The sequence below is a fragment of the Pseudomonas sp. LLC-1 genome (genome assembly GCF_002992185.1).
GTDB lineage: Bacteria > Pseudomonadota > Gammaproteobacteria > Pseudomonadales > Pseudomonadaceae > Aquipseudomonas > Aquipseudomonas monteilii.
In genome coordinates this window covers 256,412-271,348 of sequence record NZ_LUVY01000002.1, presented here as the reverse complement: position 1 = coordinate 271,348, position 14,937 = coordinate 256,412, and the positions used below count along the sequence as shown (strand labels likewise).

The following is a 14,937-nucleotide window of genomic DNA, read 5'->3' as shown; positions in this document are numbered from 1 at the left end:
AGGAGACACTATGTCCACTTTCGCGCAAATGATCGAAAACATTACCCCGGAAATCTACGAGAGCCTGAAACTGGCCGTGGAAATCGGCAAATGGTCGGATGGCCGCAAGCTCACCGCCGAGCAGAAAGAGCTGTCGCTGCAGGCCGTTATCGCCTGGGAGATCAAGAACCTGCCTGAAGACCAGCGCACCGGCTACATGGGCCCGCAGGAGTGTGCGTCCAAGTCCGCGCCGATCCCCAACATTCTGTTCAAGTCGGACTCGGTACATTGATCGAACTCGCTCGTGGCTCGTTGAGCAAAATGGCGGTAAGCCTGCAGGCACCGGTGGTGCAATACAGCTTCCGCCTGGATGACACGCAGGTGGCGGTCAACCCGTTGATCGGCCAGCGCCTGCGCCTGGAATACCTCGGCGCCATTCATTGCAGCCATTGCGGCAAGCGCACCAAGACCAGCTTCAGCCAGGGTTACTGCTACCCGTGCATGACCAAGCTGGCCCAGTGCGACGTGTGCATCATGGCCCCGGAAAAATGCCACTACGACGCCGGCACCTGCCGTGAGCCGTCGTGGGGCGAACAGTTCTGCATGACCGACCACGTGGTCTACCTGGCCAACTCGTCGGGGATCAAGGTCGGCATCACCCGCGCCACCCAGCTGCCTACCCGCTGGCTCGACCAGGGCGCCAGCCAGGCCCTGCCGATCATGCGCGTGGCCACCCGCCAGCAGTCCGGCCTGGTCGAAGACGTGCTGCGCAGCCAGGTGCCGGACCGCACCAACTGGCGTGCGCTGCTCAAGGGCGATGCCGAAGTGCTCGACCTGCCGGCCATTCGTGAGCAGATTTTCGATGCCTGTGCCGACGGTTTGAGTGAGCTGCAAGCGCGTTTCGGCTTGCAGGCGATTCAGCCGCTGCCCGACGCCGAAGTGGTACAGATGAATTACCCGGTCGAGGCCTACCCGAAAAAGATCGTCAGCTTCAACCTCGACAAAGACCCGGTGGCCGAAGGCACGCTGCTGGGTATCAAGGGCCAGTACCTGATCTTCGATACCGGTGTGATCAATATTCGCAAGTACACGGCCTATCAGCTGGCCGTGCTCCAGTAAAAGGACCTCTACATGCGTACCGAACAACCGCAAGTGATCTACCTGAAGGATTACCAGGCGCCCGAGTACCTGATCGACGAGACGCACCTGACCTTCGAGCTGTTCGAGGACCACACCCTGGTTCACGCGCAACTGGTGATGCGCCGCAACCCGGCGCGCGGTGCCGGGCTGCCGCCACTGGTGCTCGATGGCCAGCAACTGGAGTTGCTGCGCGCTTCGCTGGATGACCAGGAACTGCACGCGGCTGACTATCAGCTGGACGTCGACAGCCTGACCGTGCACCCCAAGGCCGAGCGCTTCACCCTCGACACCAGTGTGAAGATCCACCCCGAAAGCAACACCGCGCTGGAAGGCCTGTACAAGTCGGGCAAGATGTTCTGCACCCAGTGCGAGGCCGAGGGCTTCCGCAAGATCACCTACTACCTCGACCGCCCGGACGTCATGAGCACCTTCACCACCACGGTGATCGCCGAGCAGCATCGCTACCCGGTGCTGTTGTCCAACGGTAACCCGATCGGCAGCGGGCCGGCAGAAGATGGCCGCCACTGGGCGACCTGGGAAGACCCGTTCATGAAGCCGGCCTACCTGTTCGCGCTGGTGGCCGGTGACTTGTGGTGCGTCGAGGACACCTTCACCCGTCAGTCTGGCCGGGACGTGACCCTGCGCATCTACGTCGAGCCCGAGAACATCGACAAGTGCGACCACGCCATGGTCAGCCTGAAGAAGTCCATGCGCTGGGACGAAGAAGTCTATGGCCGCGAGTACGACCTGGACATCTTCATGATTGTTGCGGTCAACGACTTCAACATGGGCGCCATGGAAAACAAGGGCCTGAACATTTTCAACTCCAGCTGTGTGCTGGCCCGTGCCGAAACCGCTACCGATGCCGCGCACCAGCGCGTCGAAGGCGTGGTCGCCCACGAGTACTTCCACAACTGGTCGGGCAACCGCGTCACCTGCCGTGACTGGTTCCAGCTGTCGCTGAAAGAAGGCTTCACGGTGTTCCGCGATGCCGAGTTCAGTGCCGACATGAACTCGCGCACGGTCAAGCGTATCGAAGACGTCGCCTACCTGCGTACCCACCAGTTCGCCGAAGACGCCGGTCCCATGGCCCACCCGGTGCGCCCGGACAGCTTCATCGAAATCTCCAACTTCTACACCCTGACCGTGTACGAGAAGGGCGCCGAAGTGGTGCGCATGGTCCGCACCCTGCTGGGCGCCGAAGGTTTCCGCAAGGGCAGCGACCTGTACTTCGAACGCCATGATGGCCAGGCGGTGACCACCGACGACTTCATCAAGGCCATGGAAGACGCCAATGGTGTCGACTTCACCCAGTTCAAGCGCTGGTACAGCCAGGCCGGTACACCGCGCCTGGAAGTCAGCGAAGCCTATGACGCTGCTGCGCAGACCTACAGCCTGACCTTCCGCCAGAGCTGCCCGCAAACCCCGGACAAGGCCGAAAAACTGCCGTTCGTGATCCCGGTGGAACTGGGCCTGCTGGACGCCGAAGGCAATGACCTGCCGCTGCGCCTGGCCGGTGAAGCGGCTGCTGGCGGTACCAGTCGCGTACTGTCGGTGACCGAGGCCGAGCAAACCTTCACCTTCCAGGGTATCCAGGCCAAGCCGCTGCCATCGCTGCTGCGTGGCTTCAGCGCCCCGGTGAAACTGAGCTTCCCTTACGACCGCGACCAGCTGATGTTCCTGATGCAGCACGACAGCGACGGCTTCAACCGCTGGGAAGCGGGCCAGCAACTGTCGGTGCAGGTGCTGCAAGAGCTGATTGGCCAGCACCAGCGTGGCGAAGCGCTCAAGCTTGACCAGCGTCTGATCACCGCCCTGGGCACCGTGTTGGGCAACGAAGCGCTAGACCCGGCCATGGTGGCCGAAATGCTCTCGCTGCCGGGAGAGGCTTACCTCACCGAGATCAGCCAGGTGGCCGACGTGGATGCCATCCACGCCGCTCGCGAGTTCGCCCGCCAGCAGATCGCCGATCAGCTGTTCGACGCCCTGTGGGCGCGCTACAAGGCCAACCGCGAAGTGTCGCGCAAAACCGCCTACGTAGCCTCTGCCGAACACTTTGCACGCCGCAGCCTGCAGAACATCGCCCTGTCGTACCTGATGCAGAGTGGCAAGCCGCAAGTGCTGGAAGCGACCCTGGAGCAGTTCGACCAGTGCGACAACATGACCGAGCGCCTGACGGCGTTGGCGGTGCTGGTCAATTCGCCGTTCGAAGCCGAGCGGGCCAAGGCGCTGGAAACCTTTGCCGAGCACTTCAAGGACAACCCGCTGGTCATGGACCAGTGGTTCAGCGTCCAGGCGGCCAGTGCGCTGCCGGGCGGGCTGGCGCGGGTCAAGGCGCTGATGCAGCACCCGGCGTTCACCCTGAAGAACCCGAACAAGGTCCGTGCGTTGGTGGGTGCTTTTGCCGGGCAGAACCTGGTCAACTTCCATGCGGCGGATGGTTCGGGCTATCGCTTCCTGGCTGACCTGGTGATCCAGCTGAACGCGTTGAACCCGCAGATTGCCTCGCGCCAGCTGGCGCCGCTGACCCGCTGGCGCAAGTATGACGATGCGCGCCAGGCCCTGATGAAGGGCGAGCTGGAGCGGATTCTGGCTTCGGGTGAGCTGTCCAGTGATGTGTATGAAGTGGTGAGCAAGAGCCTAGCGTAAGCCTGGTAGATCTTGGGGCTGCTGTGCAGCCCATCGCCGGCAAGCCAGCTCCCACAGGTACTCCACTGCCTTCAAGGCCTGTGCAGTACCTGTGGGAGCTGGCTTGCCGGCGATGGGCCGCACAGCGGCCCCAGCTATACAAGGCCGACAACAAAACATAACACCCTGCCCGTTGTAATCCCGCAAACATCCCCGCTACGATCCCCTCAAGCTATTGCAGGCCTCTAGATCAGGCTTTTCGCAGTGCCTGCAGTGCATTGACCCACCAAGAAGAACACAACAGGGGGCAGTCATGAGGGAACAGCTACAGGCGCCAGCCAGGCGCGGTGCCTGGCCATGGGCAGCCAGCGCAGTGCTGGCACTGGCATTGGGGGTGTGGGCCGACAGCGCCCAGGCCGCCGCCGCCGACGAATACTCCACCGAATCCGCCAAGGCCAGCCAAAGCCTGCTGATCGGCGCCACCCATGCCGGCAAACGCCTGGTGGTGGTGGGCGATCGGGGTCACATCCTGTTCTCCGACGACCAGGGCAGCACCTGGACCCAGGCCCGCGTGCCCACCCGGCAACTGCTCACCGCCGTGTTCTTCCTCGACGACAAACGCGGCTGGGCCGTCGGCCACGATTCGCAAATCCTCGCCAGCAGCGACGGCGGGGCCACCTGGAACAAGCAGTTTGAAGACCTCGCCCGCGAAGCGCCCTTGCTCGATGTCGCTTTCCTCGACGCCCGGCACGGCTTTGCCGTGGGGGCCTACGGCGCCTTGCTGGAAACCACCGACGGCGGCCAGCACTGGCAGGACGTGGCCGAGCGCCTGGACAACCCCGACCAGCTTCACCTGAACGGCATTACCCGAGTGCGTGATGCCGGCCTGTTCATCGTGGGCGAGCAGGGCGGCATGTTCCGCTCCGCCGACAACGGCCAGACCTGGGCCAAGGTCGAAGGCCCGTACGAGGGCTCGCTGTTCGGCGTGATTGGCACCGCGCAGCCGCACACCTTGCTGGCTTACGGCCTGCGCGGCAACCTGTTCCGTTCCACCGATTTTGGTGACAGCTGGCAGCCGATCGAACTCAAGGCCGCGCGCGGCAACCTCGAATTCGGCCTGGCAAGCGCTACGCTTCTCGATGATGGCACCTTGGTGCTGGTCGGCAACGGCGGCAGCGTGCTGCGCAGTACCGATGGCGGCCAGACCTTCAGCGTGTACAACCGTGCCGACCGTATCGCCCTGGCCGGCGTCAGCGGCCTGGCCAACGGTGGCCTGCTGCTGGTAGGGCAGGGCGGTGTACACCTGGCGGATGCCCAAGGGGCCGAGGGGGCAAGCCGATGACCAGCAGGGAGAGCATTACCATGCACCCGCACCACCAGGACAAGGCCACGTTGCTCGAACGCCTGATCTTCAACAACCGCCCCGTGGTCATCGCCCTGTGCGTCCTGGTGAGCATTTTCCTGTTCTGGCAGGCCACGCAGATTCGTCCCTCTACCAGCTTCGAGAAGATGATCCCGCTGCAGCACCCCTTCATCGAGCAGATGATGGAGCACCGCAACGACCTGGCCAACCTCGGCAACACCGTGCGCATTTCGGTGGAAGCAGTGAACGGCGACATCTTCGACAAGGACTACATGGAGACCCTGCGCCAGGTCCATGACGAGGTGTTCTACATCCCGGGTGTCGACCGTGCCGGGCTCAAATCGCTGTGGAGCCCCAGCGTGCGCTGGAGTGAGGTCACCGAAGAGGGTTTTTCCGGTGGTGAGGTAATCCCCAACACCTACAACGGTTCGCAGGACAGCCTCGACACCCTGCGCGACAACGTGCTCAAGTCGGGCCAGGTAGGGCGGCTGGTGGGCAACAACTTCAAATCCAGCATCGTCGATGTGCCGCTGCTGGAGAGCTACCCCGACCCGCAAGACCCGGGCAAGCAGGTAAAGCTGGACTACCAGCAGTTCTCGCACCTGCTGGAAGAAAAGATCCGTGACAAGTTCCAGGCCCAGAACCCCAACGTGAAGGTACACATCGTCGGCTTCGCCAAGAAAGTTGGCGACCTGATCGACGGCCTGGTGATGGTGGCAATGTTCTTCGGCGTTGCTCTGGCGATCACCTGGGTGCTGTTGTACTGGTTCACCTGGTGCATCCGCAGCACCATCGCCGTGCTCATCACCACCCTGGTGGCAGTGGTGTGGCAGCTGGGGCTGATGCATGCGGTGGGCTTTGGCCTGGACCCGTACTCGATGCTGGTGCCGTTCCTGATCTTCGCCATCGGCATTTCCCACGGGGTGCAGAAGATCAATGGCATCGCCTTGCAGTCGAGCGACGCGGATAACGCCCTCACGGCGGCGCGGCGTACCTTCCGCCAGCTGTTCCTGCCGGGGATGATCGCCATCCTCGCCGACGCCGTAGGCTTCATCACCCTGTTGATCATCGACATTGGCGTGATCCGCGAGCTGGCCATCGGCGCCTCCATCGGCGTGGCGGTGATCGTGTTCACCAACCTGATCCTGCTGCCGGTGGCCATTTCCTACGTCGGTATCAGCAAGAAAGCCATCGAACGCAGCAAGAAGGACGCCACCCGCGAACACCCGTTCTGGCGCCTGCTGTCGAACTTTGCCAGTGCCAAGGTGGCGCCGGTGTCGGTGGTGCTGGCGCTGGTCGCCTTTGCCGGTGGCCTGTGGTACAGCCAGAACCTGAAAATCGGCGACCTCGACCAGGGCGCGCCAGAGCTGCGCCCCGATTCGCGCTACAACCAGGACAACAGCTTCATCATCAGCAACTACTCCACCAGCTCCGACGTGCTGGTGATCATGGTCAAGACCCCGCCGGAGCAGTGCTCGATCCACTCGACCATGGCGCCGATCGACGAGCTGATGTGGACCATGCAGAACACCCCGGGCGTGCAGTCGGCGATTTCCCTGGTGACTGTGTCCAAGCAGGTGATCAAGGGCATGAACGAGGGCAGCCTGAAATGGGAGACCCTGTCGCGTAACCCGGACATCCTCAACAACTCCATTGCCCGTGCCGATGGCCTCTACAACGGCGACTGCTCGCTGGCGCCGGTGCTGGTGTTCCTCAACGATCACAAGGCCGAGACCCTGGAGCGAGTCACTGCCGTGGCCAAGGCGTTTGCCGACAGCCACAACAAGGAAGGCCTGCAGTTCCTGCTGGCGGCGGGTAACGCCGGGATCGAGGCGGCGACCAACGAAGTGATCAAGTCGGCCGAGCTGACCATCCTGATTCTGGTGTACATCTGCGTGGCGGTAATGTGCCTGATCACCTTCCGCTCGTTTGCCGCCACCCTGTGCATTGTGCTGCCCTTGGTGTTGACCTCGGTGCTGGGCAACGCGCTGATGGCCTACATGGGTATCGGGGTGAAGGTGGCGACCCTGCCGGTGGTGGCGTTGGGTGTGGGTATTGGTGTGGACTACGGCATCTACATCTACAGCCGCCTGGAAAGCTTCTTGCGGGCCGGGCTGCCGTTGCAGGAGGCCTATTACCAGACCCTGCGCTCGACCGGTAAAGCAGTGTTGTTCACCGGCTTGTGCCTGGCCATTGGCGTGTGCACCTGGATCTTCTCGGCGATCAAGTTCCAGGCTGACATGGGGTTGATGCTGACCTTCATGCTGCTGTGGAACATGTTTGGTGCGTTGTGGCTGCTGCCGGCGCTGGCGCGGTTCCTGATCAAGCCGGAGAAGATGGTGGGTAAAGAGGGGGGATCCATTTTTGCCCATTGATTGAAGGGGGCCGCTTTGCGGCCCATCGCCGGCAAGCCAGCTCCCACAGGGACTGCACAGGCCTTGAGGTCGATGCGATCCCTGTGGGAGCTGGCTTGCCGGCGATGGGCTGCAAAGCAGCCCCAAGGCTATAATGCCGGCTCATTTCAACCTGGTACCCCCATGTCCCCCCTCGCCACCGCCCTGCAAACCTGCGACATGCTCCTGATCGACGGCCTGCACGCCTTCGACTTCACCGCCGATGAGTCCGGCCTCACCGTCGAATGCATGGACGGCCGCCAACTGCGCCGCTGGTCCTTCACTCCCGAGCAAGTCGCCGCCGCCATCGCCACGGGTGATGAATGGCAACTCAACGATGCTGATGGCGAGCATCGTCTAGTCTGTATGAGTGCCTTTCGTGCCCCGGACGATGACCAAGATGAACCGGACCTGGACGAGCCTGCTGACCGCTAGCCTGATGAGCCTGACCCTCCATGCCCACGCCGCTACCTTGCTGGTGGGCAGCTACACCGATGGCGCCAGCCAGGGCATCTACCGTTATCAGTTCGACGACAAGGCCGGCCATATCGACCCTACACCCCTGCAAGTGGTGAAAAGCGTCAGCCCTTCGTGGCTGGTGCTGTCGGCTGACCAGCGCCAGCTGTTCACGGTAAATGAAACCCCGCAGGGGCATGCCAGCAGTTTCAGCATCAGCACCAAAGGCGAAATCAAACCCCTCAACCAAGTGGCCAGCCAGGGCGACGAGCCTACCCACGCCAGTCTCAGCCGCGATCAGCGCTTCCTGTTCGTGGCCAATTACGCGGTCAACCCCGACCCCGGTGGCAGCCTGGTGGTGATCCCGGTGGCCAAGGACGGCAAGCTCAAGCCCGTGGTGCAACAGGCCCGGCACAAGCCGAGCGGGGTCAACCCCGAGCGACAGGCCGGTGCCCATGTGCATTCGCTGGTGCTGTCGCCGGATGGCCGGCACCTGTATGCCAGCGACCTGGGTGCCGACAAGGTGTTCATCTACCGCTACGACGGCGCCAGTGCGGACCACCCGCTGACCCCGGCGATACCCGCGTCGGTGGCGTTGCCGCCGGGCAGTGGGCCGCGTCACCTGCTGTTTGACGCCAAGGGCCTGCACGCCTATCTCACCCTGGAAATGAGTGCCGAGGTGGTGGTGTTCGATGTGCAGGATGGCAACCTCGTGGAACGCCAGCGCCTGCCACTGACCGAACGCCACGAGGCAGCAGCGAAGGCGGCGGGTGCTTTGCACTTGTCGGCGGACGGGCGCTTCTTGTACGTGAGCAACCGTGGCACGGCCAACGAGGTCGTGGCGTTCAGCGTGGGCAAGCAGGACGGCAAGCTGGCTTTTCTGCAGCGCCGCTCGGTGGAGGGCGATCACCCGCGTGAGTTTGCCCTGGACCCGAGTGACAACTTCCTGCTGGTGGCCAACCAGAAGAGCAACCAGATCGTGGTCATACGCCGCGATCCACGCAGCGGCAAGCTGCTGGAGACGGTGCAGACGTTGAAACAGGATGCCCCATCGGACCTGAAGTTCATCAAGTGATATCGATCGGCGTGATAATCGATACTGCCGCAATGAATTTTTGCGTTCGGCCTCGGCGGCGTAAGTTTGACCCAAGGCCCAAACGGGCCACCGTCAAACCACCGCCGTCGAGGTCAGCCCAGATGAACTTCAATCTCTTCCCGGTCATTGCCGCATCCGCCATTTCCGCTTCGGTCGTACTGCCGGCCCATGCCCATGCCGACAGCAGCGGCAAGGCTGCTGTCACTCACAGCTACACCGAGCAGTACCTGCGCCAGAGCGCGAACTTCCATGCGGCCTTGAGTGGCAAACAGCACCACTGAATCCTGTACTGGCCCTATCGCCGGCAAGCCAGCTCCCACAGGGATTGAGCATGCCTTAGGCCCAGTGCTGTACCTGTGGGAGCTGGCTTGCCGGCGATAGGGCCAGTACAGGAAACAGGTTTTACTTGGCCATGACCGATCTGAACAGCTCCGAAGCCAACCACCCCTCCAGCCAGCTCCGCACCCGCGGATAAGCCGCCTCGGCGAACCACTGCGGTTCGACCCCGGCAAACTGGCGCATCAGGGGCAGTAACGCGGCATCGGCAAGGCTCGGGTGATCAGCCAGCAGGTAAGGCCGGCCTTCAAGCAGGCCTTCGAGCTCCGCCAGCCAGGCTTCGGCCTGCTGACGGTAATGCTCGCGGGAATACTCCGGGTAACGCTCAGCATACTTGTACAGGTTCACCTGCGCCTTGAACGTGCTGTCGTTCCGCGCAATCAGCCCGTCAGCCACCTGCGCCGCCGCAGGGGCTGCCTGCAAGCGCCAGTCCTGCGGGTCGTTTTGCGCCAGCGCCCAGCGCATGATGTCCAGGCTCTCTTCCAGCACCCCGGCACCGGTATCCAGCACCGGCACCGTGCCCTTGGGCGACAAGGCCAGCAGCTCTGCCGGTTTGTTCTTCATCGCCACCTCGCAGATTTCTACCTCGCAGCCGGCATAGCGCAGGGCCAGGCGCGCACGCATGGCCCAGGGGCAGCGGCGGAATGAGTAGAGGATCACCCGCACACCTCCACGTCACTCAGGCCATTGCCCTGGCGACGCACCTGGATTTGTACCGGAATGCGTTCGTGCATTTCCTGCACGTGGGAGATCACTGCCACCTTGCGGCCTTGGGCCTGCAGGCCGTCGAGCGCGTCCATCGCCAGTTGCAGCGACTCGGGGTCCAGGCTGCCAAAGCCTTCGTCGATGAACAGCGATTCGATGCGCAGGGTGCTGGAGGCCATCGATGCCAGGCCCAGGGCCAGGGCCAGCGACACCAGGAAGGTTTCCCCGCCCGACAGCGAGTGTACCGAGCGCAGCTCATCGCCCATCTCGGTGTCCAGCACCAGCAGGCCAAGGGCGCTGCCGCCACGCTTGAGGCGGTAACGGCGGGCCAGCTGACGCAGCTGGGCGTTGGCGTGGTGCAGCAGCAAGTCGAGGTTGTAGCCTTGGGCGATCTTGCGGAACACATCGCCCGAGGCCGAACCGATCAACGCGTTCAGGCGGGCCCAGCGTTGCCACTGCTGGTGAGCCTGTTCGATTTCGGCCGCCAGTGCCTGATGGGCCTGCTGGCGACGCTGGTCGTCGGCCTGCTGGGCGCGCAGTTCGGCGCACTGCTGTTCGTGGTTGGCCAGGCGTTCGCGCAGCGCGGTCAGGGCTTGCTCCAGGGCTTCGGCCGAAGTGTCCACGGTCATGTGCGCGGCGTGCTGTTGCAGGCGTTGCTCACGTTCCTGCAGCAGTACGCGGCCTTGTTCGATGGCCTTTTCCGCGCCTTGCAGGCGTTGGCGCAATTCATGGACGTGCGTGTCATCCATGGCCAGCAAGCGATCCAGCCCGTCGTCATCCAGCTCCGGGTGCTCGCTGCGCCACTGGCTGATCTGGCCCTGCAACTGCTGGCACTCGGTGTCCAGTGCCTGTTGCTGCTGGATGTTGGCTTTGAGTTCGCTGGCCAGCTGCACGCCCTGGGTGCGCAGCGCTTGCAGGCGTTGGGCGGTATCGGCGTCGAGGGCGCGGGCCTGTTCCAGCGTGGTGTCCATGTGCTGCTGCCAGGCTTCGGCACTGGTGTGTTCGCCAAGCAGTTCGCCGAGGGAGGCCTGGGCCTGCTGGCGTTGCTCGTCGAGGGCGGTCAGTGTCTGCAGCAACTGCTGCTGGCCTTGTATACGTGCCTGTTGCTGGTCGCGCAGCTTGTCCAGTTGGGCCTGACGGGCTTGCTGTTCCTCCAGTTCGTCCTTGCGTTGCTCCAGTTGTTGCAGGCGCTGGGCGATCTGTTGGTCCAGGGCAAGGAAGGCATTGGCCGGGTCGTCGCTCAAGGCCTTGACGGCTTCGTCGGGCAATACGCCGGCCAGATCGTCGAGGCCTTGCTGCAGTTGCTGCTCGTCGTTGGCCAGGGCCTGGTGTTGTTGCTCCAGGTGGCGCTGGGCCTGCTGTTGCGCTTCGTGGGCGGCCTGCAGTTGCTGATTGAGGCGGGCTGCATCTTTTTGCAGGGCGAGCAGGGCGCTCTGACGCTTCTCGTCCTGGCCGATTTCTTCGTCCAGACGTCGCAACTGGCTGTCGAGCCAGGTGCTGCGGGCCTTGTCGTCCTGCGGGGCGAGAGCAGGCCACAGGCTATGCGCCTGCACCTCGGCTACTTGAGTCTGCAGTTGCTCGCCCAGTTGCAGTTGTTGCTGCTGATAGTCTTTGAGCTGGGCGTTGACCACACCCAACTGTGTGCGCAGCTCCACCAGTTTGCTGTTGAGGGTTTCCACCTGCTTCTGCGCGGCGTCCACCTCGGCCTGGTCGTGACGTCCCAGGCTTTGCAGCAGCGCTTCGGGTTGATGGAACGGGTGCTCGGCGCTGCCGCATACCGGGCAGGGTTCGCCATCGCGCAACTGGCCACGCAGTTCTTCAACGCTGGTATTGCGCGCCAGGCGCTGGCGCTCCAGCAGCTGGCGGGTCAGGTTCAGCGCCTGCTCGGCGGTTTCGAGTTCGGCCTTGGCAGCGGTACCCTCGGTAATCAGTTGCTGGCGCTGCTGCATGGCTTGCTGTTGCCGCTCGCGCACGGCATCCAGCTGCTGGCGCAGCTCCATTTCGCGGCCATGCAGGCGCGACAGCTGTTCAATGGCGCGTTGCTGCTTGCGGTTGTCCTGCAGCATGCCGCCCAGCAGGTCGATCTGTTCCGCCAGGGCGTGCGGTTCGGCCTTGGCTTCGCGGAACAGCAGGTCGTAGGTGTCGCGTTCGGCCTGCAAGTGCGCATTGGCCTGGCTGGCCAAAGCTTGCAGGCCAGGCAGTTCCTCGCGGCCCTTGGCCAGACGGCCGCCAATCAGCATCACCTGCTTTAGTTGCGGCAGGTAGGCATGCCAGGCATCGGCCAGGCCCGCCAGGTGCTGGCTGTCGGCGAGCGCGGTGTCGATCTGGGCCAGTTGCTGCACGCTGCGTTGCTGGTTGTGCTCCAACTGCTGCAACTGTTGCTGGCCGTCGGCAACGTGCTGTGCGGCCTGTTCGCTGCTGCTGCGCTGAGCGGCCAGTTCCTGGTCCAGGCGGGCCAGGTTGTCCTGTGCGGCAAAGGCCTGGCGCAGGCGCGGGGCGTTTTCACCGTGCCGGGCCTGGTTGTCGGCCAGCGCTTGGCGGGCATTGTCCAGTGCCTGTTCAAGTTCACGGGTACGCAGTTGCAACTCAGTTTGTTGCTGTTGCTGTTCCGCGATCGTCGCTGCGACTGGCGCCAGTTGAGCGGTTAGCGTTTGCTGGCGATGGAACTGGTGACGCTGCGGCGCCAAACGCTCCAGGCGAACGAGGTCCAGGCGAGGTTCGGCCAGTTGCTGCCAGTCCTGCTCGGCGGCCTGCAGCGCGGTGCCGGCTTCGGCGTGCTGGGCCTGCAGTTGGCGTTGTTCATTCAACCAGTTGCGCTGCTGCTCCAGCTGACGCTCGTCGGCCTGGTCGGCCTTGAACTGCTGCTGCGCTTGCACCAGGCGCTGGTCTAGCTCGGCGCGGGCTTCGGCGGCCATTGGCAGCAGGTGGCTGGCGCGGTCCTTCAGGGCGTTGTGGGCTTCACCGGCTTCACGGGCCTTGCTGAAGGCGCGTTGGCCCAAGCGGGTGTAGATGGCGGTGTTGGTGAGCTTTTCCAGCAGTTCGCTGCGCTCTTTGTCGTCAGCCTTGAGGAAGGCCCCGAACTCGCTCTGGGCCAGCATCACGGCGCGGGTGAACTGCTCGAAGTTCAGGCCGAGGCGGGCTTCGATGAGTTGCTTGTACTCGTTCTTGGCGCTAGCCAGCACTTGCTCGCTGTCCAGGTCATAGAAACTCTGGCGGCTCAGCTGAAGTTTGCCGTTGGCTTTGTCGCGGGCGCGGTTGGCTTCCCAGCGGGCGCGGTAGCGGCGGCCATCGATGCCGACGAAATCGACTTCGGCAAAGCCGCTGCCGGTGCCACGGCGCAGTAGGTTGCGCGGGTCGGACGTGGGGATTTCGCCGTCGGCGTCGGGCACCTTGGCTTCACGGCCGATGTCGTTCAGGCGTGGCACTGTGCCAAACAACGCCAGGCACAGGGCGTCGAGCAGGGTACTTTTGCCGGCCCCTGTGGGCCCGGTGATGGCGAACAGGCCAGCGCTGGCCAGCGGCTCGGCGGTGAAGTCGATTTCCACTGGGCCGGCCAGCGATGCCAGGTTTTTCAGGCGGATGGCGAGAATCTTCATGGCTGCTCTTCTTCCTGCTGCACGTCCTGCAACAGCAGGGCAAAGTCGGCCAGGGCCTGTTCGTCGGTGGGGTTGCCGTAGGCCTGTTCCCAGGCGCGGCTGAACAGGTCTTGCGGGGTCATCTGGGCCAGTTCGACAAAGGCCAGGTCATCGTCTTCGGCGTTGGTGCGGCCAGCGTATTCGGCGCTGATGCGGATCAGCCGCACGGCTTTGCCTTCCAGGGCGGTTTCGATCTGCTGGCGCAAGTCGGGTTGCGGCTCGTCCAGTATCACCCGCACCTCCAGCCAGGGCTGGCGGTTGGGGTCTTCGAGCAGGTCGACTACCGGCAGGTCAGCCAGTTGCTGCAGCAGTTCGCCCAACGGTGCCGGGCCAACCCGTTGCAGGGCCACGGCGCGCGGTACCGGGCGCGGTTCGACGCTGACCAGGCCGGTGCCGTCCAGCTCCACTTCCAGCACCTGGTGCGGGTAGTTGATTTCAGCGAACGACAGCGGGATCGGCGAGCCGCTGTAGCGGATACGTTCTTCGCGGTTGACCTTCTGCGGCTTGTGCAGGTGGCCCAGGGCAACGTAGCTGATGGCCTTGTCGAACAGCTTGGCCGGCAGCGCCTCGGCGTTGCCGATGATCAGGCTGCGCTCGGAGTCCTCCGACACCGCGCTCCCGGCCATGTGCGCATGGCTGATGGCAATCAGCGCCTGGTCTTTCTTGCGCTTTTTTTGCGCGGCGGCGATCAGTTGCTGGTGTACCTGAGTAATGCCTTGCAGGTAGTCGTCACCCAGGTGCGGGCCAGTCACTTCGGCCGGGCGCAGGAAGGGCAGGGCCAGGCACCAGGCGGCGACCTTGCCACGGCCATTGGTCAGCGGAATCAACAGGCGCTCGGCATCCAGCTGGCCTTCGTCCAGCCAATGCACACGGCCCAGCGCATGGGTACGCAGGCGGCGCATCAAGGCGGCGGGCAACTCGATGCGCGAGCCCGAGTCGTGGTTGCCGGCGATCATCACAATATCCAGCTTGGGCTGCTGCTCGTGGGCCTGGACGATGAAGTCGTAGAGACGTTCCTGGGCTTTGACCGGCGGGTTGACCGTGTCGAAGATATCGCCGGCGATCAGCAGCGCATCGGGTTGGCGCAGGCGCAGTTGGCCGAGCAACCAGTCGAGGAAGCAGGCGTGTTCGAAGTCGCGTTCCTGGCCGTGCAGGCTTTGGCCCAGGTGCCAGTCGGAGGTATGAAACAGACGCATGGATGACCTG

The 14,937-nt window shown here is 63.7% G+C and carries 11 protein-coding genes; 8 read left to right on the top strand and 3 right to left on the bottom strand.

The genetic code is table 11. The features are described 5' to 3' along the window. Positions 1–10: 10 nt before the first annotated feature. The 8 genes from A0O30_RS01255 to A0O30_RS01220 all read left to right on the top strand — a co-directional run bounded on the left by A0O30_RS01255 (position 11) and on the right by A0O30_RS01220 (position 9,336). Positions 11–271, top strand: a complete 261-nt coding sequence (locus A0O30_RS01255) for a YeaC family protein (RefSeq protein ID WP_016714809.1) — start codon at positions 11–13, stop codon at positions 269–271. Next, positions 268–1,098: a DUF2797 domain-containing protein gene (locus A0O30_RS01250; protein WP_105945313.1), complete on the top strand. Its 831-nt coding sequence runs from the start codon at positions 268–270 to the stop codon at positions 1,096–1,098. The genes A0O30_RS01255 and A0O30_RS01250 overlap by 4 nt, the downstream gene beginning before the upstream one ends. A gap of 12 nt (positions 1,099–1,110) precedes the next feature. After that, complete coding sequence (gene pepN, locus A0O30_RS01245) at positions 1,111–3,768, top strand: aminopeptidase N (protein WP_105945312.1); 2,658 nt, start codon at positions 1,111–1,113, stop codon at positions 3,766–3,768. 292 nt (positions 3,769–4,060) lie between these two features. After that, a complete protein-coding gene (locus A0O30_RS01240; protein ID WP_105945311.1) occupies positions 4,061–5,089 on the top strand; it encodes a YCF48-related protein in 1,029 nt (342 codons plus the stop codon). 20 nt (positions 5,090–5,109) lie between these two features. Continuing rightward, the gene (locus A0O30_RS01235) at positions 5,110–7,485 is read left to right on the top strand and encodes an RND family transporter (RefSeq protein WP_105945310.1); all 2,376 of its coding nucleotides are present in this window, start codon (positions 5,110–5,112) and stop codon (positions 7,483–7,485) included. A 162-nt stretch (positions 7,486–7,647) separates the two neighbouring features. Further along, positions 7,648–7,938 (top strand): DUF5629 family protein, encoded by a 291-nt coding sequence (locus A0O30_RS01230; RefSeq protein WP_016714876.1) that lies wholly within the window; start codon positions 7,648–7,650, stop codon positions 7,936–7,938. After that, entirely contained in the window at positions 7,904–9,034 is a 1,131-nt protein-coding gene (locus tag A0O30_RS01225) for a lactonase family protein (protein ID WP_105945309.1), read from the top strand. The genes A0O30_RS01230 and A0O30_RS01225 overlap by 35 nt, the downstream gene beginning before the upstream one ends. Positions 9,035–9,156: 122 nt before the next feature. After that, a complete protein-coding gene (locus A0O30_RS01220) occupies positions 9,157–9,336 on the top strand; it encodes a hypothetical protein (protein WP_105945308.1) in 180 nt (59 codons plus the stop codon). A 121-nt stretch (positions 9,337–9,457) separates the two neighbouring features. Here A0O30_RS01220 and A0O30_RS01210 read toward each other — a convergent pair whose 3' ends face one another. Genes A0O30_RS01210 through A0O30_RS01200 form a run of 3 tightly spaced genes read right to left on the bottom strand, consistent with a single transcriptional unit; the run spans position 9,458 to position 14,927 of the window. After that, complete coding sequence (locus tag A0O30_RS01210; protein ID WP_105945307.1) at positions 9,458–10,051, bottom strand: glutathione S-transferase; 594 nt, start codon at positions 10,049–10,051, stop codon at positions 9,458–9,460. Further along, positions 10,048–13,692, bottom strand: a complete 3,645-nt coding sequence (locus A0O30_RS01205) for an AAA family ATPase (protein WP_105945306.1) — start codon at positions 13,690–13,692, stop codon at positions 10,048–10,050. Before A0O30_RS01205 ends, A0O30_RS01210 begins: the two co-directional genes overlap by 4 nt. Continuing rightward, positions 13,689–14,927 (bottom strand): exonuclease SbcCD subunit D C-terminal domain-containing protein, encoded by a 1,239-nt coding sequence (locus tag A0O30_RS01200; protein ID WP_105945305.1) that lies wholly within the window; start codon positions 14,925–14,927, stop codon positions 13,689–13,691. Before A0O30_RS01200 ends, A0O30_RS01205 begins: the two co-directional genes overlap by 4 nt. Positions 14,928–14,937: the final 10 nt, after the last annotated feature.

Coding starts and splice junctions, on each gene's coding strand:
- A0O30_RS01255 (WP_016714809.1), top strand. CDS start 11: ATGTCCACTTTCGCGCAAATGATCGAAAACATTACCCCGGAAATCTAC.
- pepN (WP_105945312.1), top strand. CDS start 1,111: ATGCGTACCGAACAACCGCAAGTGATCTACCTGAAGGATTACCAGGCG.
- A0O30_RS01240 (WP_105945311.1), top strand. CDS start 4,061: ATGAGGGAACAGCTACAGGCGCCAGCCAGGCGCGGTGCCTGGCCATGG.
- A0O30_RS01235 (WP_105945310.1), top strand. CDS start 5,110: ATGCACCCGCACCACCAGGACAAGGCCACGTTGCTCGAACGCCTGATC.
- A0O30_RS01230 (WP_016714876.1), top strand. CDS start 7,648: ATGTCCCCCCTCGCCACCGCCCTGCAAACCTGCGACATGCTCCTGATC.
- A0O30_RS01225 (WP_105945309.1), top strand. CDS start 7,904: ATGAACCGGACCTGGACGAGCCTGCTGACCGCTAGCCTGATGAGCCTG.
- A0O30_RS01220 (WP_105945308.1), top strand. CDS start 9,157: ATGAACTTCAATCTCTTCCCGGTCATTGCCGCATCCGCCATTTCCGCT.
- A0O30_RS01205 (WP_105945306.1), bottom strand. CDS start 13,692: ATGAAGATTCTCGCCATCCGCCTGAAAAACCTGGCATCGCTGGCCGGC.
- A0O30_RS01200 (WP_105945305.1), bottom strand. CDS start 14,927: ATGCGTCTGTTTCATACCTCCGACTGGCACCTGGGCCAAAGCCTGCAC.